This window comes from Stutzerimonas kunmingensis, from assembly GCF_002929225.1.
Taxonomy (GTDB): domain Bacteria; phylum Pseudomonadota; class Gammaproteobacteria; order Pseudomonadales; family Pseudomonadaceae; genus Stutzerimonas.
This window is the reverse complement of record NZ_PISM01000003.1, coordinates 1-25,830: the sequence shown is the minus strand read 5'-3', so window position 1 is coordinate 25,830 and position 25,830 is coordinate 1. Positions and strand designations below refer to the sequence as shown.

The 25,830-nt window shown below is 65.7% G+C and carries 20 protein-coding genes and 2 pseudogenes; 16 read left to right on the top strand and 6 right to left on the bottom strand.

The features are described 5' to 3' along the window. Position 1: 1 nt before the first annotated feature. From CW305_RS00875 to CW305_RS00850, 6 genes and pseudogenes are all read right to left on the bottom strand, one after another. On the bottom strand, positions 2 to 718 hold the full coding sequence (locus tag CW305_RS00875) for an ABC transporter ATP-binding protein (RefSeq protein ID WP_023446998.1): 717 nt from the start codon (positions 716 to 718) through the stop codon (positions 2 to 4). Continuing rightward, on the bottom strand, positions 715 to 1,476 hold the full coding sequence (locus CW305_RS00870; protein ID WP_014597518.1) for an ABC transporter ATP-binding protein: 762 nt from the start codon (positions 1,474 to 1,476) through the stop codon (positions 715 to 717). Before CW305_RS00870 ends, CW305_RS00875 begins: the two co-directional genes overlap by 4 nt. Before the next feature lie 313 nt (positions 1,477 to 1,789). Then, a pseudogene (locus tag CW305_RS00865) lies at positions 1,790 to 2,646 on the bottom strand (OprD family outer membrane porin). A gap of 102 nt (positions 2,647 to 2,748) precedes the next feature. Further along, entirely contained in the window at positions 2,749 to 3,354 is a 606-nt protein-coding gene (locus CW305_RS00860; protein WP_042922343.1) for a peroxidase-related enzyme, read from the bottom strand. 57 nt (positions 3,355 to 3,411) lie between these two features. Further along, positions 3,412 to 5,094, bottom strand: a complete 1,683-nt coding sequence (locus tag CW305_RS00855) for an AMP-binding protein (RefSeq protein ID WP_104096864.1) — start codon at positions 5,092 to 5,094, stop codon at positions 3,412 to 3,414. Between the two features lie 306 nt (positions 5,095 to 5,400). Beyond that, positions 5,401 to 6,423, bottom strand: a complete 1,023-nt coding sequence (locus tag CW305_RS00850; RefSeq protein ID WP_042922349.1) for a UV damage endonuclease UvsE — start codon at positions 6,421 to 6,423, stop codon at positions 5,401 to 5,403. Between the two features lie 318 nt (positions 6,424 to 6,741). Between CW305_RS00850 and CW305_RS00845 the strand changes: the two genes are divergently transcribed. From CW305_RS00845 to CW305_RS00770, 16 genes and pseudogenes are all read left to right on the top strand, one after another. Then, positions 6,742 to 7,905, top strand: coding sequence for an isovaleryl-CoA dehydrogenase (locus CW305_RS00845; protein WP_042922353.1), 1,164 nt, complete (start codon positions 6,742 to 6,744; stop codon positions 7,903 to 7,905). A gap of 115 nt (positions 7,906 to 8,020) precedes the next feature. Continuing rightward, positions 8,021 to 9,628 carry a carboxyl transferase domain-containing protein gene (locus CW305_RS00840; protein WP_104096863.1) on the top strand — a complete coding sequence of 536 codons (1,608 nt, stop codon included), beginning with the start codon at positions 8,021 to 8,023 and terminating at the stop codon, positions 9,626 to 9,628. A 57-nt stretch (positions 9,629 to 9,685) separates the two neighbouring features. After that, complete coding sequence (locus CW305_RS00835; RefSeq protein ID WP_042922357.1) at positions 9,686 to 10,483, top strand: gamma-carboxygeranoyl-CoA hydratase; 798 nt, start codon at positions 9,686 to 9,688, stop codon at positions 10,481 to 10,483. A 520-nt stretch (positions 10,484 to 11,003) separates the two neighbouring features. Further along, positions 11,004 to 12,905 carry an acetyl/propionyl/methylcrotonyl-CoA carboxylase subunit alpha gene (locus CW305_RS00830; RefSeq protein WP_104096862.1) on the top strand — a complete coding sequence of 634 codons (1,902 nt, stop codon included), beginning with the start codon at positions 11,004 to 11,006 and terminating at the stop codon, positions 12,903 to 12,905. Between the two features lie 88 nt (positions 12,906 to 12,993). Beyond that, entirely contained in the window at positions 12,994 to 13,893 is a 900-nt protein-coding gene (locus tag CW305_RS00825) for a hydroxymethylglutaryl-CoA lyase (protein ID WP_104096861.1), read from the top strand. Positions 13,894 to 13,979: 86 nt separating this feature from the next. Beyond that, a complete protein-coding gene (locus CW305_RS00820) occupies positions 13,980 to 14,675 on the top strand; it encodes a CoA transferase subunit A (protein WP_003294550.1) in 696 nt (231 codons plus the stop codon). Positions 14,676 to 14,679: 4 nt separating this feature from the next. Then, a complete protein-coding gene (locus tag CW305_RS00815) occupies positions 14,680 to 15,309 on the top strand; it encodes a CoA transferase subunit B (protein WP_003280093.1) in 630 nt (209 codons plus the stop codon). A 257-nt stretch (positions 15,310 to 15,566) separates the two neighbouring features. Then, on the top strand, positions 15,567 to 16,748 hold the full coding sequence (locus tag CW305_RS00810; RefSeq protein WP_041016198.1) for an acetyl-CoA C-acetyltransferase: 1,182 nt from the start codon (positions 15,567 to 15,569) through the stop codon (positions 16,746 to 16,748). 77 nt (positions 16,749 to 16,825) lie between these two features. After that, positions 16,826 to 17,224, top strand: a complete 399-nt coding sequence (locus tag CW305_RS00805) for a MerR family transcriptional regulator (RefSeq protein WP_014597531.1) — start codon at positions 16,826 to 16,828, stop codon at positions 17,222 to 17,224. A 409-nt stretch (positions 17,225 to 17,633) separates the two neighbouring features. Beyond that, complete coding sequence (locus CW305_RS00800) at positions 17,634 to 18,719, top strand: TRAP transporter substrate-binding protein (protein WP_044314770.1); 1,086 nt, start codon at positions 17,634 to 17,636, stop codon at positions 18,717 to 18,719. A 173-nt stretch (positions 18,720 to 18,892) separates the two neighbouring features. Further along, positions 18,893 to 19,495, top strand: coding sequence for a TRAP transporter small permease subunit (locus CW305_RS00795; protein ID WP_104096860.1), 603 nt, complete (start codon positions 18,893 to 18,895; stop codon positions 19,493 to 19,495). A 16-nt stretch (positions 19,496 to 19,511) separates the two neighbouring features. Further along, the gene (locus CW305_RS00790; RefSeq protein ID WP_104096859.1) at positions 19,512 to 20,882 is read left to right on the top strand and encodes a TRAP transporter large permease; all 1,371 of its coding nucleotides are present in this window, start codon (positions 19,512 to 19,514) and stop codon (positions 20,880 to 20,882) included. Positions 20,883 to 20,957: 75 nt separating this feature from the next. After that, positions 20,958 to 22,456 (top strand): annotated as a pseudogene (locus CW305_RS00785) (sigma-54 interaction domain-containing protein). 111 nt (positions 22,457 to 22,567) lie between these two features. After that, positions 22,568 to 22,975 (top strand): DoxX family protein, encoded by a 408-nt coding sequence (locus tag CW305_RS00780; protein WP_104096858.1) that lies wholly within the window; start codon positions 22,568 to 22,570, stop codon positions 22,973 to 22,975. 250 nt (positions 22,976 to 23,225) lie between these two features. Then, entirely contained in the window at positions 23,226 to 24,941 is a 1,716-nt protein-coding gene (locus CW305_RS00775; protein ID WP_104096874.1) for a tannase/feruloyl esterase family alpha/beta hydrolase, read from the top strand. Positions 24,942 to 25,209: 268 nt separating this feature from the next. Beyond that, positions 25,210 to 25,830, top strand: a 621-nt coding sequence (locus CW305_RS00770) for an OprD family outer membrane porin (RefSeq protein ID WP_146067129.1), incomplete at its 3' end; no start/stop codon positions are given.

Genomic DNA, 25,830 nt, shown 5'->3' with positions numbered 1-25,830 from the left:
TTCACACCCCGAGACAGGAATTGAGGAAGTCCTTCTTCGAATCCAGCTCCGCCGCCTCGATCTCCTCGATGATGCGGCCGTGCTCCATGACGTAATGGCGGTCGGCCAACGGCGCGGCGAAGCGGAAGTTCTGCTCCACCAGGACAATTGTCAGGCCACGCTGCTTGAGCTTGATCAGTACCTCGCCAAGCTTCTGCACGATGACCGGCGCCAGGCCTTCGGTGATCTCGTCGAGCAGCAGCAGGTTGGCACCGGTGCGCAGGATGCGCGCCATGGCCAGCATCTGCTGCTCGCCACCGGACAGCCGCGTGCCCTGGCTGAAGCGGCGCTCGTAGAGGTTGGGAAACATCTCGTAGAGTTCGTCCAGGCTCATGCCGCCGCTGCGCACCGTCGGCGGCAGCAGCAGGTTCTCCTCGACGCTCAGGCTGGCGAAGATGCCGCGCTCTTCCGGGCAGTAGCCAACGCCCAGCCGCGGAATCTGGTGGGCCGGCATACCGATGGTTTCGTTGCCGTTGACCACGATGGAGCCGGTGCGCCGACCGACCATGTTCATGATCGCCCGCAGCGTGGTGGAGCGCCCGGCGCCGTTGCGTCCGAGCAGGGTCACCAGCTCGCCGCGGCCGACCACCAGATCGACACCGTGCAGAATGTGCGATTCGCCGTAAAAGGCATGCAGATCACTGACGCGCAGCTGATCGCGGTCCATGGGTGGATTCATGCGTGCGCCTCCTCGAGTGTCGCGGCTTCGCTGCCGAGGTAGGCCTCGCGCACCTGCGGGTTGGCCGACACGCTTTCGTAGTCGCCCTCGGCGAGTACCGAACCACGCGCCAGCACAGTGATGCGATCGCACAGGCGGCTGACCACGCTGAGGTTGTGCTCGACCATCAGCACCGTACGGTTGGCCGCGGCCTTGCGCACCAGCTCGACGACCATGTCGACGTCTTCGCTGCCCATGCCCTGGGTCGGTTCGTCGAGCAGCAGCACGAAGGGGTCGAGCGCCAGGGTGGTGGCCAGCTCCAGCGCGCGCTTGCGGCCGTAGGGCAGCTCGACTGCCAGGGTCTGGGCGAAGGATTGCAGGTCGACTTCAGCGAGCAGCTGCATCACCTGGTCGTCCAGCTCGCGCAGGCTGCGTTCGGATTTCCAGAAATGGAAGGAGTTGCCCATCTTCTGCTGCAGCGCTACACGCACGTTTTCCAGCACGCTCATGTGGCCAAATACTGCGGAAATCTGGAACGAGCGCACCAGGCCGAGCCGGGCGATCTCGTTGGCCTTCATCGAGGTGATGTTCTTGCCGCGATAGAGGATCTCGCCACGGGTGGGCGTGAGGAATTTGGTGAGCAGATTGAATACGGTGGTCTTGCCGGCGCCGTTGGGGCCGATAAGCGCATGGATGTGACCCTGACGGACCTTCAGATCGACGGAATCCACTGCGGTGAAGCCGCGGAATTCCTTGGTCAGGCCGCGCGTTTCCAGCACGAACTCTGGTTCCTTTGGGTGCCCTCTAACCTTGTTTGTTGTTGTTGGTTATGGCGCAGGTCGCTGCATGACCTTTACGTAAACGATAACAACCAGTTTCCGTATACGGCAAGTGGCTTTTTCAAACGGGTGATTGAGCGGTAAAGCGGGCAAATGAAAGGCAAAAGGCCAGTATTTTTCGCGCCATTGAGGTAGTTGGTTTGCATCGGCGATGCAAACCGCGAGCGCCGAAAGAAGGCCCGGCCGACGCAGAAAAAGCCGGGCCTATGCGGCCCGGAAATTTCCAACGAGGAGGTTCACAGCGGTTTCGCGGTTACCACAACGGCAGGCTGTAGCTGACGATAAAGCGATTCTCGTCCAGGTCGCTCTGGAAGTTGCTTCGCGTGGTGGCGTTGCGCAGCTTGAAGCCGAGGTTCTTCAGTGGGCCGCTCTGGATGACGTAGGCGATGTCGGTGTTGCGCTCCCAGGTCTTGCCTTCGCTGGCGCCGGCGCCACGGTCGACGTTGTCACCGGAGACGTAGCGGGTCATCAGGCTCAGCCCGGGAATCGTCGTATTGCTGCCAAAGGTAATGTTGCGCAGCCCGCCATTGAACACCGTCATCTCTTCGTAGTTGGAAGAGTCGCGGTAGCTCGTGCGATCCAGCATGCCGAGATCCAGCGTGAGGCCTGCGACGTCTTGCTCTGCAGCCAGGCGCCGCGATAGATGTTCGGCAACAGGCGGCTGTCGTTGCGCATCAGCACCGGGATAACCGGTTGCAGCGTGCCCACGTGCAGCGTGGTGGCGGACAGCTTGGCCTTGGCGGTCAGGCCTGCCGTGCCGTAGTCGTCCGCCGGCTCGCCGGAAGCCGAGCGTGGCAGGAGGCCGGTGCCGCCACGGCCGGAGCCGGAGTCAAGCTTGACGCCGAGCAGGCCGATGGCATCCAGGCCGAAGCCGACCGGCCCTTCGGTGTAGCCGGACTCCATTTTCAGCATGAAGCCCTGAGCCCACTCCTCGGCCTTGGACTGAGCAGCGCCAGACTGCCGGAAGTCGCGGTTCATATAGAAGTTGCGCAGGTCGATGCTTGCCTTGCTGTCTTCGATGAAGGCGGCCGAAGCCGTGTTGGACATGCCCAGGATGGCTGCAGCCAGGCTGGAAAGCAGGAAGGTCCGGCTTGCTGGTTTCAGTTGCATAGCTATCTCTCTTGTTGTTGTGATCGTTGATGCAGCTGTTGAGCCCGACTGCCAACTGCCCGGGCTCGGATTACCACTTCATGCGGTAAAGCGGTGTCGCGCTCAGCGCGCGGTGCTTCTGGGCACGCGGCCCAGCAGATAGAACTCGTCGTTGGGCGGGGTGCGCGCCATGGACACCAGGCGGTTGGAGAGGCCGAACAGCCCGGCGATGGCGCCGATGTCCCAGATGTCGTCGAGGCTGAAACCCTGGGCCTCCAGCCGCGCTTGCCAGGCGTCGTCCAGCACGCCGCGCCCGGCGGCCAGGTGCAGGGCGAAGTCGAGCATCGTGCGCTGGCGTTCGGAGATCGGCGCGGTGCGGTAGTTGACGGCGATCTGGTCGGCCAGCTGCGCGTCCTTGGCGAGGATCCGCAGGATCGCGCCATGGGCGACCACGCAATACAGGCAGCCGTGGTCGGCGCTGACCGCCACCACGATCATCTCCTTCTCGGCCTGGGTCAGGCTGTCGGCTTCGCGCTCCATCAGCGCATCGTGATAGGCGAAGAAGGCGCGAAACTCCGCCGGCCGATGAGCCAGCATGAGAAACACGTTGGGGATGAAACCGGCCTTTTCCTGCACGGCGAGAATCCGTTCGCGCAGGTCGGCGGGCAGCGTGTCGAGGCTATCGGGCAGCGGAAAACGGCTGATCGACTGAGTAGTAGGCAGCGCCATGGAAAGCTCCTTTTCGGATGAGCGAATTGCCGGCCGGGCGAACCCGGCCGGTGCCGGTCAGTGCTGTTCGCTGATGCCCAGCTCGACCACGCTGATTTCGCGCATGCGGAACTTCTGCACCTTGCCGCTGATGGTCATCGGGAAATCGTCGACGAACCGGATGTGCCGCGGCCTCTTGAAGTGGGCAATGCGGCCCTTGCAAAACTCGCGCAGCGCCTCGGCCTCGACCTGATGGCCCGGGTGCAGCTTTACCCAGGCGACGATCTCCTCGCCGAACTTGCTATCCGGCACGCCGATCACCTGCACGTCGGCCACCGCCGGATGGGTGAAGAGAAATTCCTCGATCTCGCGCGGGTAAACGTTCTCGCCGCCGCGGATGATCATGTCCTTGTTGCGGCCGACGATCTTGATGTAACCCTCATCGTCCATTACCGCGAGGTCACCTGTGTGCATCCAGCGGGCGCCGTCGATGGCATCGCGGGTGGCGTCCGGGTTGTTCCAGTAGCCGAGCATCACGCTGTAGCCTCGGGTGCAGAGTTCGCCAATCTGCCCGCGCGGCACCACCGCGCCGTGCTCGTCGACAATCTTGCTTTCCAGATGCGGCTGGGTGCGGCCGACGCTGGTCACGCGACGTTCCAGGTCGTCGTCGGCGCTGGTCTGGGTGGAGACCGGGCTGGTTTCGGTCATGCCGTAGGCGATCTGCATTTCCGCCAGGTGCATGTCGTCGATGACGCGCTTCATCACCTCGATCGGGCAGGTGGAGCCGGCCATGATGCCGGTGCGCAGGCTGCTGAGGTCCAGCGACTGGCGCTCCGGGTGATCGAGCATGGCGATGAACATGGTCGGCACGCCGTACATGCCGGTAGCCTTTTCCTCGGCCGCGGCCTGCAGTGCCGCCAGCGGTTCGAAGGCGGCGCTCGGGTAGATCATCGTGGTGCCGTGGGTGACACAGCCGAGATTGCCCATGACCATGCCGAAGCAGTGGTACAGCGGCACCGGAATCACCAGGCGGTCGTGCTCGGTCAGCCTGAGGCTCTCACCGACCATGTAGCCGTTGTTGAGGATGTTGTAGTGGCTGAGCGTGGCGCCCTTGGGGAAGCCCGTGGTGCCGGATGTGTACTGGATATTGATGGGGTCGTCGAACTGCAGGCGTTCGCCGCACTGGCGCAGCTGTTCGGGGCCGACCTGCTCGGCCATCTCCATCAGCGCCTGCCACTGGAGCATGCCGTCCACCGGCTTGTCGCACAGGCTGATCACCCCGCGCAGCTCCGGCAGCATATGACTCTGCAGGGCGCCGACAGCGGCGCTTTCCAGCTCCGGCAGCAGCTCGTGGAGCATGGCGTGGTAATCGGAGGTCTTGAAGGCATCGGCGCAGATCAGCCAGCGGCAGCCGGATTGCTTCAAGGCGTACTCGAGTTCGCTGAGGCGGTAGGCGGGATTGATGTTGACCAGCACCACGCCGATCTTCGCCGTGGCGAACTGGGTAATGCACCACTGGGCATTGTTCGGTGACCAGATTCCCACTCGTTCGCCAGCTTGCAGTCCGAGGGCCAACAGGCCACGCGCGCAACGGTCCACCACCTCCGCCAGCTCCGCCCAGGTGTAACGCAGCTGCTGATGGCGCACCACCAGGGCCTCGCGCTGGGGAAAGCGCTCCACGGTACGGTCGAATGCCGCGCCGATGGTCATGGGCAACAGGGGTTTGCTCTGCGGTCCGCAGGTATAGCTCGGAAGACTCATGACGATTTTCCTCAGTCTTATGTTTGTTATGAGGCGTGCTCGCAAGGGTGCTGGCGCTGCTGACAGTCACCCTAGGCCACGATTACGTTAACGTAAAGGTAACTAGCTGACAATATGTCGCAGGGTAGGCGAAAGTCGAGGAGCTCGAGCAGTCAAATGGCCATTATCTGGTGACGAATAACGGGGTCAGCCGCGGCCAGATCGGCGCTGACACGACGTGTCGGAAGGCATGCCTGAGCGGCGCAAAAACGGTTGCGCCGGAGCCTCTGCAACGATGCCGCGCATGCGTCTGCCGAAGACGCCTCGTCAGCCGCATTCGCGCTGGTACTCGTGATGGAAATCTAGCGCGGCGAGGTTCTTGTCCTTGGCTTCGAGCATGATGTCGAAGCGATCAAGAAACTGAAACGCATAGTGATTCGTCCAGTGGTTCCACATGCGTTTGCTATGCGCATAGAGGTCGCGCTTGTTGACCTTCTCCAGCAACTCGGGGATTTCCAGCTTCTGCTCCGGCGCGAAGCCGAGCTCCATCAGGCTCTCCTGCGGCTGCGAGTAGTGCATGGTCGGCCGCACACCGCGCCAGCTTTCCAGAACGCGCTCGATGCGCGGGTCGTCCGGCTCGATGTAGCGGCCCTCGTGAATCCAGCAGTGATGGATATCCAGCACCACCGGCGCGAGGTCCGCGAGGCTCAGGCAGTCGTCCAGGCCATAGGTCTTTTCGTCGTTCTCGAAGGTGATGCAGTGGCGCGCCTCGGTCGACAGGCGCGGCCACACGGCACGCACCCCCTCGGCGCCGAGCCGCCCGGCGATATGCAGGTTGCATTTGAAGTCCTGGAAGCGCCGGCCGTAACCCATCATGCGGATCATGTCGGCGTGGTATTCGAATTCCGCCAGGCTGTTTTCCACCACCTGCGGCTTGTCCGAGCCAAGCACGCAATACTGCCCCGGATGCATCGACAGACGGATTTCGTTGGCCCGTGCCAGTTCGCCGATCGCGGCGAAGCCAGCCTCGAGGCGGTTCCGTATCTCGGCGCGACGGTAGAACGGCGCGATCTCGGCATGGCTGTAGAACGGCAGCAAGTCGCTGGACAGGCGCAACATGCGCAGCATCGGCGGCAACGTGGCGACGTATTCGAGCAGCACCCGCTGAGCGCTCAGATTGTGCTCGACGATCTCCTCGAGCTTCGCCTCCGCCGCCTCGCGTCCCGCCGAAGCCATCCAGCGCAGCGTGGTGCTGCGCGGATTGAAGGTGCGCTCGATGCGCTCCAGCTCCTTCAGCGAGAGGCTCTGTTGCGGGTGGTGATACATGCAGGCGAAGCCGATGCGGGGCATGGATTTCCTCGTCGGTGGCAGGCCGACGCTGCGGCCACTGCCTGTTTAGTCCCGCCAGCCTCCAGCCAAGTGCCCCTCCACCGACGAAACACCACCGCGCGCCAGCAACCCACGGCCGCACCTTGGCGGGCCTATGCTTGCAGCATGCCGACTCGGCGGTGTGTTGACAGACTGAGAGCGGACCTTTACGTTAACGTAAAGCAGCGAACGATCATCCATGCCGATGACCTCGAACCGCTACCAGAGCGCCGGCCTGCACTCCGCCGGACGAACGAATCCTCTGAAAACAGAACAATTACAAGACAAGCAGGTGGCCCCATGAACTACTCCAGCCTCAATTTCGCCCTCGGTGAAACCATCGACATGCTGCGCGAGCAGCTGCAGGCCTTCGTCGCCGCCGAGATTGCCCCGCGCGCCGAAGCCATCGATCAGGAAAACCTGTTCCCGGCGGACATGTGGAAGAAATTCGGCGAGATGGGTCTGCTCGGCGTGACCGTCTCCGAGGAGTACGGCGGCGCCGGCCTCGGCTACCTGGCGCATGTGGTGGCGATGGAAGAAATCAGCCGCGGCTCGGCCTCGGTCGCCCTCTCCTACGGCGCCCACTCCAACCTGTGCGTCAACCAGATCAACCGCAACGGCACCCCCGAGCAGAAGGCCCGCTACCTGCCCAAGCTGATCAGCGGCGAACACGTCGGGGCGCTGGCCATGAGCGAGCCGAATGCCGGGTCCGACGTGGTCTCCATGAAGCTGCGCGCCGAGAAGCGCGGCGACCGCTACGTGCTCAACGGCAGCAAGACCTGGATCACCAACGGCCCGGACGCCAGCACCTACGTGATCTATGCCAAGACCGACCTGGACAAGGGTGCGCACGGCATCACCGCGTTCATCGTCGAGCGCGACTGGAAGGGTTTCTCCCGCGGCAACAAGTTCGACAAGCTCGGCATGCGCGGCTCCAACACCTGCGAGCTGTTCTTCGATGACGTCGAGGTGCCGCAAGAGAATGTGCTGGGCGCCGAGAACGGCGGCGTCAAGGTGCTGATGAGCGGCCTGGACTACGAACGCGTGGTGCTGGCCGGCGGCCCGACCGGGATCATGCAGGCCTGCGTCGATGTGGTGGTGCCCTACATCCACGATCGCAAGCAGTTCGGCCAGAGCATCGGCGAGTTCCAGTTCATCCAGGGCAAGGTGGCGGACATGTACACCCAGCTCAACGCCAGCCGCGCCTATCTGTATGCCGTGGCGCAGGCCTGCGACCGCGGCGAGACCACCCGCAAGGACGCCGCCGGGGTGATCCTCTATAGCGCCGAAAACGCCACACAGATGGCCCTGCAGGCGATCCAGATCCTCGGCGGCAACGGCTACATCAACGAATTCCCCACCGGTCGCCTGCTGCGCGACGCCAAGCTCTACGAGATCGGTGCCGGCACCAGCGAAATACGCCGCATGCTGATCGGCCGCGAGCTGTTCAACGAATCCAGGTGAGCCTGCGGGCGGAAAGAACGCCCCCAGCCTCGTAGGGTGGAAAACCGCGAAGGGTTTTCCACCGCAGTCTGTGGATGGCAATGCCATCCATGATGGAATTGAACGGAGCCCGTCCATGGCCATCCTGCATACCCAGCTCAATACCCGTTCGCCGGAGTTCGCCGCCAACAGCGCGGCCATGCTCGAACAGGTGAACGACCTGCGCGCCCTGCTCGGGCGCATCAGCGAGGGCGGCGGCGCTATTGCCCAGCAGCGTCACACCGCGCGCGGCAAGCTCCTGGTGCGTGAGCGCATCAACGCCCTGCTCGACCCCGGCTCGGCCTTTCTCGAAGTCTCGGCCCTGGCCGCCCACGAGGTCTACGGCGAGGACGTGCCGGCCGCCGGCGTGGTCGCCGGCATCGGCCGCGTCGAAGGCGTCGAGTGCATGATCATCGGCAACGACGCCACCGTGAAGGGCGGCAGCTACTACCCGCTGACAGTGAAGAAGCACATCCGCGCCCAGACCATCGCCCAGCAGAATCGCCTGCCGTGCATCTACCTGGTCGACTCCGGCGGCGCCAACCTGCCGCGCCAGGACGAGGTGTTCCCCGACCGCGAACACTTCGGCCGCATCTTCTTCAACCAGGCCAACATGAGCGCCCAGGGCATCCCGCAGATCGCCGTGGTGATGGGCTCGTGCACCGCCGGCGGCGCCTACGTGCCGGCCATGGCCGACGAGACCATCATGGTGCGCAACCAGGCCACCATCTTCCTCGCTGGCCCGCCGCTGGTGAAGGCTGCCACTGGCGAGGTGGTCACCGCCGAGGAGCTGGGCGGCGCCGACGTGCACTGCAAGACCAGTGGGGTGGCCGATCACTACGCCGAGAATGACGCCCATGCCCTGGCCATCGCCCGCCGCTGCGTGGCCAACCTCAACTGGCGCAAGCAGGGCCGGGTGGAGAGCGCCGCGCCGCGCGCGCCGCTGTACGCCAGCGAGGAGCTGTACGGGGTGATCCCGGCCGACGCCAAGCAGCCGTTCGACGTGCGCGAGGTGATCGCACGACTGGTCGATGGCAGCGAGTTCGACGAGTTCAAGGCACTGTTCGGCACCACCCTGGTGTGCGGCTTCGCCCGCCTGCACGGCTATCCGGTGGCCATCCTCGCCAACAACGGCATCCTCTTCGCCGAGGCGGCGCAGAAGGGCGCGCACTTCATCGAGCTGGCCTGCCAGCGCGGCATCCCGCTGCTGTTCCTGCAGAACATCACCGGCTTCATGGTCGGCCAGAAGTACGAGGCCGGCGGCATCGCCAAGCACGGCGCCAAGCTGGTCACCGCGGTGGCCTGCGCCAGGGTGCCGAAGTTCACCGTGATCATCGGCGGCAGCTTCGGCGCCGGCAACTACGGCATGTGCGGCCGCGCCTACGATCCGCGTTTCCTGTGGATGTGGCCTAACGCACGCATCGCCGTGATGGGCGGCGAACAGGCCGCCGGGGTGCTGGCGCAGGTCAAGCAGGAGCAAAGCGAACGCGCCGGCAAGAGTCTCGGCGACGACGAGGTAGCCGCGATCAAGCAGCCGATCCTCGAGCAGTACGAGCGCCAGGGCCATCCGTACTACTCCAGCGCCCGGCTGTGGGACGACGGTGTGATCGACCCGGCGCAGACCCGCGAGGTGCTGGGACTGGCGTTGTCCGCCGCGCTGAATGCGCCGATCGAGCCGACCCGCTTCGGCGTGTTCCGCATGTAATCCGAGCCGTCGGCAGCCAAGCGCGCCGGCGACTGCAGTCCCATCGAGGATGCCGAGATGACCGATTTCCAGACCATCGAACTGAACAAAGACGCGCGCGGCGTGGCCACCCTCTGGCTCAACCGCGCGGACAAGAACAACGCCTTCGACGCCCGGGTGATCGGCGAACTGAACGCGGCGCTGGCCCAGGTGCAGGACGATGCCAGCATCCGTTTCCTGATCCTGCGCGGGCGTGGCAAACACTTCTCCGCTGGCGCCGATCTGGGCTGGATGCGCGAATCGGCCAAACTCGACTACCAGGCCAACCTCGCCGACGCCCACGAGCTCGGCGAGCTGATGCAGCGCCTGTATGAGCTGCAGCAGCCAACCCTGGCCGTGGTGCAGGGCGCGGCGTTTGGCGGCGCGCTGGGGCTGATCGCCTGCTGCGACATGGCCATCGGCGCCAGCGATGCGCTGTTCTGCCTGTCGGAAGTACGCATCGGCCTGGCACCGGCGGTGATCAGCCCGTTCGTGGTCAAGGCCATCGGCGAGCGCGCCACCCGCCGCTACGCGCTGACCGCCGAACGCTTCGACGGTAAGCGTGCCCGCGAACTCGGCCTGCTTGCCGAGACCTACCCGGCCAGTGAACTGGACGCCGCGCTCGAGCAGTGGGTCGACAACCTGCTGCTCAACAGCCCGCAGGCGCTCAAGGCTTGCAAGGACCTGCTGCTGGAAGTGGGTGATGGCGATTTCAGCGCCGACCTGCGCCAGACCACCGAACAGGCCATTGCGCGCCTGCGCACCAGCTCGGAAGGTCAGGAAGGCCTGAGCGCCTTCCTGGAAAAACGCACGCCCGCCTGGCAGGAGCGCGCGTGATGACTGGGCTTCTGTGGGGTGCTCGCTCGTATACGTTGTCGCGTACGCGCGGTGAGAGGGTTGCGTTGTGTGGTGGTCGGGCGGCTGTGTCGGTCCTTGGCACCGCCCCCTCGCCCCAGCCCGCTCCCCGGCACTCTTCCCAAGGAGGAGAGTATGTTGGCTTGTGCAGTGGCAGGGTGATTGTGCAGGGCCGCAGCACCGCCCCCTCACCCCAGCCCTCTCCCCAAAGGGGAGAGGGAGTTGGTCTGTGCAATGGCTGGGCGGGAGTGCATGTGCGTAGCAACTCCCCCTCGCCCCGGCCCGCTCCCCAAGAGGGAGATGGGGTTGGGTTGTGTGGGGTTTGGGAGCGGCTGCCTAACCATATCGTCCGCGCTCATGCCGCTGATCGCACATCAACCGGTCACGCCAATCATTGCCGAACCACTTCATTGCTTCGCCCCACTCCGTCATCCCCTCGCCCCTCAGGGGAGAGGGCTAGGGTGAGGGGAAACGTCTTCCAGGCCACGCAGGAATCACAAAAATGATAACGACCCTCCTGGTTGCCAACCGCGGCGAGATCGCATGCCGCGTAATGCGCACCGCCAAGGCCATGGGCCTGACCACCGTTGCCGTGCACAGCGCCATCGACGCCACGGCACGCCACGCCCGCGAAGCCGATATCTGCATCGACCTGGGCGGCGCCAAGCCGGCCGACAGCTACCTGCGCATCGACAAGCTGATCGAGGCGGCCAAGGCCAGCGGCGCCCAAGCGATCCACCCGGGCTACGGCTTTCTCTCGGAGAACGCCGAGTTCGCCCGCGCCATCGAACAGGCCGGGCTGATCTTCCTCGGCCCGCCCGCTTCGGCCATCGACGCCATGGGCAGCAAGTCCGCCGCCAAGGCGCTGATGGAAGAAGCCGGCGTGCCGCTGGTGCCGGGTTATCACGGCCAGGCCCAGGATTACGAAACCTTCCGCGCTGCCGCCGAAACCATCGGCTACCCGGTGCTGCTCAAGGCCACCGCCGGCGGTGGCGGCAAGGGCATGAAGGTGGTCGAGCGCGAGGCCGATCTAGCCGAAGCGCTGGCGTCCGCCCAGCGTGAAGCGCAGTCGTCGTTCGGCGACTCGCGCATGCTGGTCGAGAAATACGTGCTCAAGCCGCGTCACGTGGAGATCCAGGTGTTTGCCGACCAGCACGGTAACTGCCTGTACCTGAACGAGCGCGACTGCTCGATCCAGCGCCGCCACCAGAAAGTGGTCGAGGAAGCGCCGGCGCCCGGCCTGACCCCGGCACTGCGCCGCGCCATGGGTGAGGCGGCGGTAAAGGCCGCGCAGGCGATCGGCTACGTCGGTGCCGGCACCGTGGAATTCCTGCTGGATGCCCGCGGCGAGTTCTTCTTTATGGAGATGAACACCCGCCTGCAGGTCGAGCACCCGGTCACCGAGGCCATCACCGGCCTCGATCTGGTCGCCTGGCAGATTCGCGTCGCCCGCGGCGAGCCGCTGCCGATCGGCCAGGAGCAGGTGCCGCTGATCGGCCATGCCATCGAGGTACGGCTGTACGCCGAGGACCCGGACAACGATTTCCTCCCCGCCACCGGCACCCTCGATCTATATCGTGAAGCGGCGGATGGCCCGGGCCGTCGTGTCGACAGCGGCGTCGCCGAGGGCGATACCGTGTCGCCGTTCTACGACCCGATGCTCGGCAAGCTGATCGTCTGGGGCGAGAACCGCGAGGAAGCGCGCCTGCGTTTGCTGGCCATGCTCGACGAGACCGCCGTGGGCGGCGTGCGCACCAACCTTGCGTTCCTGCGCCGCGTCGTCGGCCACCGCGCGTTTGCCGAGGCCGAGCTGGATACCGGCTTTATTCCGCGTCACGAAAGCGAATTGCTGCGTCCGGCTGGCGAGCTATCCGATGCGTTTTGGCAGCAGGCTGCGGAGTGCTTCGTGCAGACCGAACCGACCAAGGTACGCGGCGACGATGCCCATTCGCCGTGGTCCAAGCGCAGCGGGCTGCGTTTCGGCATGCCGGCGCAGATCAGCCTGCATCTGCAGTGCAATGGCGAAAGCCGCCGGTTGAAGGTCGACCCGGCAGCACCGCAGCAGAACGTCCGTACGCCCAGGGCAATTCGCCAGGGCGATGCGCTGTATCTGCAGTGGAACGGCGAATGGCTGGCCGTGCGCGCCTTCGACCCCATCGCCGAAGCCGAGGCCAGCCACCAGCATCACGGCGGCCTGACCGCACCGATGAACGGCAGCATCGTTCGTGTATTGGTGGAGGCCGGTCAGCATGTCGAGGCCGGCACCGCGCTGATCGTGCTGGAAGCGATGAAGATGGAACACAGCATCCGCAGCGCCCAGGCTGGCGTGGTCAAGAGCCTGTTCTGCAGCGAAGGCGAAATGGTCAGCGAAGGCGCGGTGCTGCTGGAGATGGAAGAGGCTTGATCCGTAGGGTGGGCTTTAGCCCACCAGCAGCGCCACAATTCAACGACACGGGTGAAGGCTCGCTAAGCATTTACCCTCTGGAGGACATATGAGCCTGCCCAAACAGGTCCGGCTGGTGGAAGTCGGCCCGCGTGACGGCCTGCAGAACGAGCAGCAGCCCATCAGCGTGGCGGACAAGGTGCGCCTGGTGGACGACCTCAGCGCCGCTGGCCTCAGCTACATCGAAGTCGGCAGCTTCGTCTCACCCAAGTGGGTGCCGCAGATGGCCGGTTCCGCCGAGGTTTTCGCGCAAATCCAGCGCAAGGCCGGTGTCACCTACGCGGCGCTGACGCCGAACATGAAGGGGCTGGAAGCGGCCATCGAGGCCGGCGTGAAGGAAGTCGCGGTGTTCGGTGCGGCCTCCGAAGCCTTCTCGCAGAAGAACATCAACTGCTCCATCGCCGAGAGCCTGGCCCGCTTCGCCCCGCTGATGGAGGCTGCCCGCGAGCAGGACATCCGTGTGCGTGGCTACGTTTCCTGCGTGCTCGGCTGCCCCTACGAAGGGGAGGTACCGCCAGCCAAGGTCGCCGAAGTCGCCCGCGAGCTGTATGCCATGGGCTGCTACGAGGTTTCCCTGGGCGACACCATCGGCACCGGCACACCGGGCAAGACCCGCACACTATTCGACATGGTGGCTCGTGAAGTGCCGCGCGAACGGTTGGCCGGGCATTTCCACGACACCTACGGCCAGGCGCTGGCGAATATCTATGCCAGCCTTCTGGAAGGCATCGCCGTGTTCGACAGCTCGGTCGCCGGCCTCGGGGGTTGCCCGTACGCCAAAGGCGCCAGCGGCAATGTCGCCAGCGAAGACGTGCTGTACATGTTCAACGGGCTGGACATAGCCACCGGCATCGACCTCGATGCGTTGATCGGCGCCGGCCAGCGCATCAGCCAGCTGCTGGGGCGTGCCAACGGTTCGCGGGTCGCCCGCGCCAGGCAGGCCGGTTAGCGGCACCGATTTTGCTAAACCCTATTCGTCGGGCGGCCATCTAACGGACCACCCGGCACAGATAGAACAACAAGTAGAGGTAATTCATGAACAAGATTTACCCCAGCGCCGCCCACGCTCTGGAAGGCCTGGTCGAGGACGGCATGACCATCGCCGTCGGCGGCTTCGGCCTGTGCGGCATCCCCGAGCAGCTGATCGCCGCCCTGCGCGACAGCGGCAAGAAGGACCTGACTGCCATCAGCAACAATGCCGGCGTCGACGGCTTCGGTCTCGGCCTGCTGTTGGAGACGCGGCAGATCAGCAAGATGGTTTCCTCCTACGTGGGTGAGAACAAGGAGTTCGAGCGCCAGTACCTGGCCGGCGAACTGGCCCTGGAATTCACCCCGCAAGGCACTCTGGCCGAGAAGCTGCGTGCCGGCGGCGCGGGCATTCCGGCGTTCTACACCAAGACCGGCTACGGCACGCTGGTGGCCGAAGGCAAGGAAACCCGCCAGTTCAACGGCGAGTGGTACGTGATGGAGGAATCCCTCACCGCCGACCTGGCCCTGGTCAAGGCGTGGAAGGCCGACAAGGCCGGCAACCTGCTGTTTCGCAAGACCGCGCGCAACTTCAACCCGCTGGCAGCGATGGCCGGCGAGGTCTGCGTCGTCGAGGTGGAGGAGATCGTCGAAACCGGCGAGCTGGACCCGGACCAGATTCACCTGCCGGGCATCTACGTGCATCGCATCGTGCACAACCCGAACCCGGAAAAACGCATCGAAAAACGCACGGTGAGGAGCTGAGACCATGGCCTGGACACGTGAACAGATGGCGCAGCGCGCCGCCCAGGAGCTGCAGGACGGCTTCTACGTCAACCTCGGTATCGGCCTGCCGACCCTGGTCGCCAACTACATCCCCGAGGGCATGGACGTCTGGCTGCAGAGCGAGAACGGTCTGCTCGGCATCGGCCCCTTCCCGACCGAGGAAGAGATCGACCCGGACCTGATCAACGCCGGCAAGCAGACCGTCACCGCACTGCCCGGCTCGAGCTTCTTCGACAACGCGCAGAGCTTCGCCATGATCCGCGGCGGTCACATCAACCTGGCCATCCTCGGTGCCATGCAGGTGTCGGAAAAGGGCGACCTGGCCAACTGGATGATCCCCGGCAAGATGGTCAAGGGCATGGGCGGCGCGATGGATCTGGTGGCCGGCGTCAAGCGCGTCGTGGTGCTGATGGAGCACACCGCCAAGGGCGGCGCGCACAAGATCCTGCCGGCTTGCGATCTGCCGCTGACTGGCCTCGGCGTGGTCGACCGGATCATCACCGACCTCGGCGTACTGGACGTCACCGAGCAGGGCCTGAAGCTGGTCGAACTGGCCGAAGGCGTCAGCTTCGATGAGCTGCAAGAGGCTACCGGCAGCCCGATCCAGCGCTGAAGCCAGCGTGCGGGAAGAACGCAGGAGCACCCCTTGCCCGCCGCGTCTTCCCGCCTGTCCCGAACGCCCTAGAGCCGGCTGCCGCCAGCACTGGCCAGTCACTTAGGCGCCCGTATACTGCGGCATTGACCGGTCTGCCAGCGCGCTGACCAGCGGCTTGCCCCCTGTCGTTCGAGGGCACCCTTTCCCGGAGCCAGGCCGCGTGTCTGGCCCTCGCGTTACGCCCCGGCGTAGCGCTTTTTTATTCGGAGTCCGTCATGCAAGACGTCGTCATCGTAGCTGCAACCCGCACCGCCATCGGCAGTTTCCAGGGCGCGCTGGCCAATGTGCCGGCGGTCGAACTGGGCGCCACCGTGATCCGCGCCCTGCTGGAAAAAACCGGCATCGACCCGGCCCAGGTCGATGAAGTCATCCTCGGCCATGTACTCACCGCCGGCGCCGGGCAGAACACCGCGCGCCAGGCCTCGATCAAGGCCGGCCTGCCCCACGCCGTGCCGGCCATGACGCTGAACAAGGTCTGCGGCTCGGGCCTCAAGGCCGTGCATCTGGCCGTGCAGGCGATCCGCTGCGGCGACGCCGAGGTGGTCATCGCTGGCGGAATGGAGAACATGAGTCTGGCGCCCTACGTCATGCCCGGCGCGCGCACCGGCCTGCGCATGGGCCACGCGCAGATGGTCGACAGCATGATCACCGACGGACTGTGGGATGCCTTCAACGACTACCACATGGGCATCACCGCAGAGAACCTGGCCGACAAGTACGGTATCGACCGTGCGCAGCAGGACGCCTTCGCTGCCCAGTCCCAGCAGCGCGCCGCCGCTGCCATCGAGAGCGGCCGCTTCGATGCCGAGATCACCCCGGTGCTGATCCCGCAGCGCAAGGGCGATCCGCTCGCCTTCGCCCGCGACGAGCAACCCCGCGCCGGCACTACGGCCGACTCCCTCGGCGGCCTGCGCGCAGCGTTCAAGAAGGACGGCAGCGTCACCGCCGGCAACGCTTCGACCCTCAACGACGGCGCCGCCGCGGTGGTGCTGATGAGCGCCAGCAAGGCCGAGGCCCTGGGCCTGCCGGTACTGGCGAAGATCGCCGGTTACGCCAACGCTGGCGTCGACCCGGCGATCATGGGCATCGGCCCGGTTTCCGCCACCCGCCGCTGCCTGGAAAAAGCCAGCTGGTCGCTGGCCGAACTGGACCTGATCGAAGCCAACGAAGCCTTCGCCGTGCAGGCGCTGTCTGTGGGTAAGGAATTGGGCTGGGATGCCGATAAGGTCAACGTGAACGGCGGCGCCATCGCCCTCGGCCACCCGATCGGCGCCTCGGGCTGCCGCATCCTGGTGACCCTGCTGCACGAGATGCAGCGCCGCGATGTTCGCAAGGGCCTGGCAACACTGTGCATCGGTGGTGGCCAGGGAGTAGCCTTGGCAGTCGAACGCCCCTGAGCGCACCGTCGCGGCAGGGCATGCTGGCAGACACGCGCCCGGTTCGCCGGGCGCGACAGAGGATGATCGGAAGAATCATGGCGAAACAGACCTACAGTATTTCCGACCTGGCCAATGAGCTGGATATCACCACTCGCGCCATCCGCTTCTACGAAGAACAGGGCATGCTCACGCCGACCCGCCGCGGTCAGGAACGCATCTATTCACCCAAGGATCGCGTCGCGCTGAAGCTGATCCTGCGCGGCAAGCGCATCGGCTTTTCGCTGGCTGAATGCAAGACGCTGATCGAGCTGTACGACCCCAAGGCCGGCAACCAGAAGCAGCTGAACATCATGCTGCAGATGATCGCCGAGCGGCGCCAGCAGCTGGAGCAGCAGCTACTCGATATCCAGCAGATGCAGCTGGAACTGGACACCGCCGAGGAGCGCTGCCGCAGCGCCCTGGAAAGCACCCTGGCCAAGCAAGCCGCCAGCTGATCGCACACCCTCCGCTCTACTCCTCTCATCCGGCGTCGCGCCCCGCGCAACGCCGGATTTTGTTTGTCCAGCAGTCAGTCATTGCGACCGTCCATGGAACTGGACATGTTCCAGAATTCCGGACACTGCCGCGTGCTCACCTGAGCAGTGTCTGCCGCAGCGGACACCGCTATCGCCCTGCAATCATCCGAATGCCGCTGCAGAGCGCACCTTTCCTCGCTCCCGAGCGATAGGCACAGAACCTGCAATCCACCCTGCGACGCCAGAACAAACCAAAGAACAAGACTGGCGCCGGATCGGCAGCATCGGCTCGGCCTCTGTTCTTGTTCTGGCCTGTTAACGCCCTCGACCCACGGGCGGTTACGCGTCCGCCCTCGGGCACCAGAACAACAACAAGAAGGAAACCTGCATGTCGACCAAGAACAAACTCTCCCGTATCGCCTGCGCCATCGGTGCGACCACCCTGCTCGGCGCTAGCCTGCTCAGTGGCGTCGCCAGCGCCGCGGAAAAGATCCGCTGGCAGGTGCCGTTGGCCTTCCCTTCGCACCTGATCGGCCTCTCCACTCCGGTCAAGCACCTCTCCGAATCGCTCAAGGCCGTGTCCGGCGGCGACATCCAGCTGCGCTACTACGAGCCGGGCGAGCTGGTGCCGCCGTTCGAGATCATGGATGCGGTGAGCAGCGGCAAGTACCCGGCCGGCTACACCTGGATCGGCTACGACCAGGGCACCATCCCGGCCCTGCCGCTGTACTCCGGCGCGCCGTTCAACATGGAGCCGCCGGCGCATCTGGCCTGGTACTACCAGGGCGACGGCAAGAAGCTGCTCGAGGAGATCTACGCCGAGCGCAACATCCACCCGATGCTGTGCAGCATCATCGGCCCGGAAGGCGCCGGCTGGTTCGCCAAACCCATCGAGAAGCTGGATGACTTCGATGGCCTGCGCATTCGCTTCGCCGGCATCGGCGGCAAGGTGCTGGAAAAGCTCGGCGCCTCGGTGACCATGGTGCCGGGCGGCGAGATCTACCAGGCGCTGGAGCGCAAGACCATCGACGCCACCGAGTTCTCGCAGCCGGCGGTGGACAAGATGCTGGGCCTGGACCAGATCATCAAAAACTACATCATGCCCGGCTGGCACCAGACGCTGACCACCTCGCACCTGCTGGTGAACAAGGACGTCTGGGACAAGCTCAAGCCGGAAAGCCGCGCACTCATCGAGATGGGTTGCGAGTCGGCGACCCTCAAGGGCTTCGCCGAAAGCGAGTGGGCACAGCCGACCGCGCTGCGCGACTACCAGAAGCAGGGCGTGAAGGCCCAGGTGTTGCCTGAGCCGGTACTGCGCGAACTGCAGAAGGTCACCGATGAAGTGCTCGACGAGATGGCCGCCAAGGACGAGATGTTCAAGCGCGTGCTGACCAGCCAGCGCGAGTTCATGAAGCACCACTCGATCTGGCACGGCATGGGCTACCTGCCGCGCGACTTCTACAAGTACGACTGACGGCTACGCGCTGTGGCCTGTGCGGTGAGTGGGTTGAGGCAATGAGCAGCAACGCTGCATCGGGGCCATGGGCGCCGAAATTGACCAACCAGACTTACCAAACAGGCCACTAACCCGCGGGCACGGCAGCGTGCCCGCCTCCTATCCCTTGTGTCGAGATTTCGAGGTCCGCCGTGTCCTTCAAGCCCGTCTCTCCCGATGCGCCAGCGCCCGACGCGCTGCCGTACAACCGCATCTCGCGGCCGCTGGATCGCCTGCTGGTGGCCATCGGCGAAGCCAGCGCCTGGCTCTGGCTGGCCGTGCTGCTGGTCGTGCTGGCCAATGTGTTCAGCCGCTTCGCCCTCTCGCGTGGCTCCATCGCGCTGGAGGAAATGTCCTGGCACCTGTTCGGCGCCGCGCTGATGCTTGCCCTCGCCTATGCCGTGGTGCGCGACGACCATGTGCGCGTCGATGTGCTGAGCGAACGCTTCAGCCTGCGCAGCCGCGCCTGGATCGAGCTGGTCGCCATCGTGCTGCTGGCCCTGCCGGTGATCGCGCTGATGATCGATGCGCTGATTCCCTACGCCTACAAGGCCTACCTCTACAACGAACGCTCCCAGGCACCCAGCGGGCTGCCCCATCGCTTCATCTTCAAGAGCGTGCTGCCCATCGGCCTCGCCCTGGTGGCGCTGGCGCTGCTGTCCCGCGCGTTGCGCTGCAGCACCCTGCTGTTCAATTTCCCGCGGGCCCTGACGGCCCCCTTGGACGAGCGCGACAGCACTCGTTCGCAGCCCTGATGGAGTAGTCGCAATCATGGGTCTGGAAGAAATCCTCGTCATCGCCATGTTCGCCAGCTTCATGGGCCTGCTGCTGCTCGGCTTCCCGGTCGCCTGGTCGCTGGCCGGCATCGGCCTGCTGTTCGCCGTGGTCGGCTATGTGCTGGTCGAACATTTCGACGCCAATCTCTGGTTCACCTGGGACGGCACCATCGGCGTGCTCGACGCGCGCATCTACGGCATCGTCGCCAACGAGCTGATGGTCGCCCTGCCGCTGTTCATCTTCATGGGCATCATGCTCGACCGCTCCGGCATCGCCGAACGCCTGATGCACAGCCTGGTACGCGTACTCGGTCCGCTGCGCGGCGGCTACGCGGTGACCGTGGTGGTGGTCGGCATCCTGCTCGCCGCTTCCACCGGCATCGTCGGCGCCTCGGTGGCGCTGCTCGGCATGCTCTCCATCGGGCCGATGCTGCAGGCCAATTACAACAAGAGCCTGGCGGTGGGCACCGCCTGCTCGGTGGGCACGCTGGGCATCCTCATCCCGCCGAGCATCATGCTGGTGCTGATGGCCGACCGCCTCGGCACCTCGGAAGCCTCGGTGGGCAAGCTGTTCATGGGCGCGCTGATCCCGGGGATGATGCTGGCGCTGATGTACGTGCTGTACATCGTGGTCGTCGCCTGGCTGAAGAAGGACTTCGCCCCGGCCCCGGTCAACCGGCCGAAGCTCGACGCCCGTGCCCTGCTCGACGTGTTCTGGGCCGTGGTCCCGCCGCTGGCGCTGATCTTCGCTGTGCTCGGCTCGATCTTCTTCGGCATCGCCACCACCACCGAGGCCTCCGCCGTCGGTGCCTTCGGCGCCTTGCTGATGGCCGCTGCCAGCCGCCGATTGAGTCTGCCGGTGCTCAAGGATGCGCTGTACCAGACCAGCCGCACCGCCGCGTTCATCTTCGGCATCTTCATTGGCGCCACGGTATTCGCCGCCGTGCTGCGCGGCCTGGGTGGCGACGACGTGATCCGCGCGGCGCTGACCGGCCTGCCGTTCGGCCAGACCGGCGTGCTGCTCACCGTGCTGGCGATCACCTTCCTGCTGGGGTTCTTCCTCGACTGGGTGGAGATCACCCTGATCATCCTGCCGCTGGTAGCGCCGGTGCTGTTCTCCATGGGCGTCGATCCGTTGTGGTTCGCGATTCTCTTCGCGCTCTGCCTGCAGACTTCGTTTCTCACCCCGCCGGTGGGCTTCGCGCTGTTCTACATCAAGGGCGTCTGCCCGCCGGGTATCACCACCCGCGATGTCTACCTCGGCGTGCTGCCGTACATCATCATCCAGCTGATCGGTCTGGCCCTGGTGTTTTACTTCGCTCCGCTGGCCACCTGGCTGCCGAACGAAGTGTATTCCCAGCCGTGAGCATGCCCCGGCTGCCTTGCCCGTGGCAGCCGGGGCCAACCATAATCGGTCGCCCCAGAACGGACCTGACTGCCCATGAGCATTGCCCGCGACGCACTCGACAACCACGGCCTGATCGTCGGCGTTTCGCCGGAACGCTTCCGTGCCGTGGCCATGCCACTGCTGTTCGACCACCTGAACGCGCAGTGCGAGGGCACCATCGCGGTCAACCGCCAGGCGCGCATCGTCTGGATCAACGACAAGTACGCCGAGAAGGTCGGCATTCGCGATCCGGCCAGCGTGCTCGGCAAGGAAATCGAGGAAGTGCTGCCGGCCAGCCGCCTGCGCGAGGTGGTGGAAAGCGGCCTGCCGAGCATCATCGACCTGATGGCCTTCGGCGACGAGCACTTCGTCGTCACGCGCATTCCGCTGCGCGACGAGGACGGCACCCTGGTCGGCGCGCTGGGCTTCGTGCTGTTCGACCGCGCACGGCATCTCAAACCGCTGATGTCCAAGTACACCAGCCTGCAGACGCAGTTGGTCGCCACGCAGAACGAATTGGCCAAGGCGCGCCGGGCGCGGTACACCATCGCCGGCTTCATCGGTAACAGCCCGGCCGCCAGCGAGATCAAGCGCCAGGCCCGGCGCGCCGCGCAGCTCGATGCCACCGTGCTGCTGCGCGGCGAAACCGGCACCGGCAAGGAGCTACTGGCCCAGGGCATCCATAACCTGTCGCCACGGGCGCGCGGGCCCTTCGTCGCGGTCAACGTCGCGGCGATCCCGGAAAGTCTGGTCGAGGCCGAACTGTTCGGCACGGCCCCCGGCGCCTTTACCGGCGCCGACCGCAAGGCGCGTATCGGCAAGTTCGAGGTGGCCAATGGCGGCACGCTGTCCTCGACGAGATCGGCGACCTGCCCCTGCCGCTACAGGCCAAGCTGCTGCGCGTGCTGCAGGAACAGGAGGTCGAGCCGCTCGGCTCCAATCAGGTCAAGGCGCTCAACGTGCGGGTGATTGCCGCGACGCATATCGACCTGGAAGCCAAGGTCAACGCCGGCCAGTTCCGCGACGACCTCTACTACCGCCTCAACGTCCTCGCCCTGCGCGTGCCGCCGTTGCGCGAGCGCGCCAGCGACATCCCCGCCGTGGTCGAACACTTGCTCGACGACATCGCCAACCGCTCCGGCTAGCCGCCCATGGAGCTGAGCCCCGAAGCGCTGGCGCTACTCTGCGCGCACCCCTGGCGCGGCAACGTGCGCGAGCTGGGCAACCTGCTGGAGCGCGCGCAGCTTTCCGCCGACGGCCCGCAGCTGCAGGCGGCACACTTGATGCCATTGCTCGGCGATCAGGCACGCCCGGTAGACGCCAGCAGCCATCTGGCAGCCGTGTCTCCACCTGCTCAAGCCGCAGCCGCAGCCAGTCTCGAAGAACTGCCGCTGCAACCGCTGGCCCAGACCATCGCCCAGGCAGAGCGTCGCGCGCTGCAGAGCGCACTGGCCGCCTGCAAGGGCAACCGCCGGCGCGCCGCCATGGAGCTCGGCATCTCCCGCGCCAGCCTCTACAGCAAGCTGCAGCAGCATGGCCTGAGCCAGCGCTGAGCGGTCTAACCCGCGGCTTGGCCGTCGTTGACGACGCGGCAATGTCACAGCGGCTGATCTACATTGGAGGCAGGGCCGCCGATTCCCGGCGCCGCAAGGGGACGCGCAACGATGACAGACGATGCAGGCAAACTGGTTCTCAGACTGGCAGTCGGCGTGCTGATGCTGCTGCACGGCATCCACAAACTGCTGCACGGCGTCGATGGCATCGGTGGCATCGGTGGCATGCTGGCCGGCATGGGCCTGCCGACGGTCCTCGCCTACGGCGTCTATCTGGGTGAGGTGGTCGGGCCGCTGCTGGTGATCCTTGGCCTTTACACCCGCCTCGGCGCTCTGCTGATGCTGGGCAACATGGTCGTCGCGCTGGCGCTAGCGCACCGGGCCGAACTGTTCGACATCGGGCCGATGGGCGGCTGGGCCATCGAACTGCAGGGCCTGTTCCTGTTCGGCGCGCTGGCCATCCTGCTGCTCGGTGCCGGGCGCTACAGCGTCGGCGGGATCACCGGCCGCTACAACTGACAGCGCCATGTCCGGCGAGGCGGACAGTCGTCCAGCGCGCCGGACATCGCTCCACCTGAGCTCCGCCGCGCCGAACATTTTTCTGCCTCCCAAAGCGCCTCCGCATCCCCGCCCTAGAGCCCTCGCCCCGACGGCGATGACCGACTATCGCCTGCTCTCCCTTCCTTCCGTCCGCTGGCATGTCATTGGCTTGAGCGCTTATGCGCCCGACCCGGCGCATCGGCTCGACAACAACAAGAAGGAAGCCCCAATGATGCCTATCCGTAGCAATCCGTTTACCCGCCGCGCGCTGTACCTGACGCCCTTGGCGCTGGCGCTACTTGCCGCCGAATCCGTGCAGGCGGCGACCTGCACCGAACTGCTTGGCCGCGAGATACCGGCCCAGGCCATCGGCCTGCCCAGCAACGGCGCGCGCGTAACCGCGGCGACCCCGGTGGCCGCTGGCGGCAGCGCACCGCAGACGTTCGGCGCCTACTGCGACCTCAGCGCCGAGATTCGCCCGGTCGATCCCGCCGCACCGGCAATCCGCATGCGCCTGGTGCTGCCCGAACAGTGGAACCGTAAGGCAATGATGTTCGGCGGCGGCGGTTACAACGGCACGGTGCCGAACGTCGCCGGCAACGTACCCGCTGGCCCCGCCGATCAACCCACGCCGCTCGGCCGTGGCTACGCGGTGTTCGGCAGCGATTCCGGGCATGTGGCCGATCCGCTGAGCCCCGGCTCCTTCGCCTGGAACGACGAAGCCCTGGCCAACTACGCCCACGACGCGCTGAAGAAAACGCGCGATGCCGCCGTCTACCTGATCGAACAGCGCTACGGCGCCGCGCCCGAGCGCAGCTATTTCGCCGGCGGCTCCACCGGTGGCCGCGAGGCGCTGGCCGTGGTGCAGCAATGGCCGACCGACTTCAACGGCGCCATCGTCCTCTACCCCGCCTACAACGCCCTGGCGCTGGACCTGCAGTTCGGCCGCATCACCCGCGCCCTCGCCCAGCCCGGCGCCTTTCCCAGCCTGGAGAAGCGCGCCGCACTGCTGGAAGCCGCGATGCAGGCCTGCGACAAGTTGGATGGCGTGCGCGACGGCGTGATCAGCCACCAGGCGGCCTGCAATGCGCAGTTCGACCCGGCCCGCGCCAGGCTCAACGGCAAACCGCTGCGCTGCCCGGGCGGTGCCGATACCTCGCAACGCTGCCTCTCGGATGCGCAGATCCAGGCGCTGCGGGTGTTCAACACGCCGATCCGCTTCAACTTCCGGCTGGCCAGCGGCGAGACCCACTACCCCGGCTTCAACACCTGGGGCACCGACCTCGGCCGGCCGGGTGAAGGCCTGCAGCTGGTGGTCAACCGCCTCGGCCTCAACACCCTGCAGCCGAGCTATCCGATGCCCGTGCACGGCACCGGCTTCGCCGAGGGCGCGCCCTACCATTCGGGCTTCTGGGATGAATGGGTGCGCTTCTTCGTGACGCGCAACCCCACCTTCAACTCGCTGACCCTCGACCCGCAAAACCCCGGCCCGTGGCAGGCGCGCATCAGCGAGCTGTCGCTGCGCCAGGACGTCAACCGGACCGACCTCACCGCCTTCGCCCGCAACGGCGGCAAGATCCTCATGGCCCACGGCACTTCCGATCAGCTGGTGAGCACCCGCGCCACCGCCGAGTATTACAAGCGCGTACGCCGCGACATGGGCCCAGGCAGGACCAGGCACTTCCTGCGCTACTACGAGATCCCCGGCTACGGCCACGCCGCCAGCACCGTGTTCAACGCCGCCTGGGATTCGCTGACCGCGCTGGAAGACTGGGTCGAACAGGGCCGCGCGCCGCGCCGGCAGGTCGCAGCCGACAGCGTTGGCGTACCCGGCCGCACCCGCCCGCTGTGTGAATACCCCGGCTGGCCGAAGTACTTCGGCAAGGGCGACGTGAATGCCGCATCGAGCTTCGTCTGCGTCAAGAGTCGCAGGGGCACGCGCTGATCTGATCCGGCGCCGGTCTCACCCGCCGGCGCCGTCCAGTCTGCCCGACTGGACACCTCGACCCCGCAGAACACCACCGTCCGCCATACATGTCCAGTCCAACGGACGCACCGCAGCCCTCGCAGCAAGCCCAGCCAACCGACCATAGACCGCTCTACCACGTGCCATTGCGGCGGGTGGCCACTCGAGCGCCGCGCCTGGCACGCCTTTCGCTCTATGCCCTGTAGCCGCCCGAGAGCGGCCCAAAACAACAACAAGAGGAAATACCATGCGACTGCACCACAAATCCCTCTGCCACATTCTCTGCGGCGGCGCCGTAGTGATCGCCACCAATCCCGCCAGCGCCGCCTTCATCGAAGACAGCAAGGCCGCTGTCGAACTGCGCAACTTCTACATGAACCGCGACTTCCGGCAGTCTGGCGCTGCTCAGTCCAAGGCCGAGGAGTGGGCCCAGGGCTTCATCCTGAAAATGGAGTCCGGTTACACCGAAGGACCGGTCGGCTTCGGCCTGGATGCCATCGGCCTGCTCGGCGTCAAGCTCGACTCCGGCTCCGGTCGCGGCGGCACCGGCCTCCTGCCACGCTCGGCTTCCGGCGAGCCGGCGGACGACTACGGCACGGCAGGCCTGACGGCGAAGGCCAAGCTGTCCGCCACCACGCTGCACGTGGGGACCCTGCAACCGGTGATTCCGGTGCTGATGCGCAACGACAGCCGCCTGTTGCCGAACATCTATCGCGGCGCCTGGCTGCAGAGCAAGGACGTCGAAGGCCTCACGCTGGATCTCGGCATGCTGGATCGCACGAGCTACCGCGACTCTTCCAACTACGAAGAGATGACGGTGTTCAATGGCGGGCTGCGCAACATCACCTTCGGCAGCGGTGGCACCACT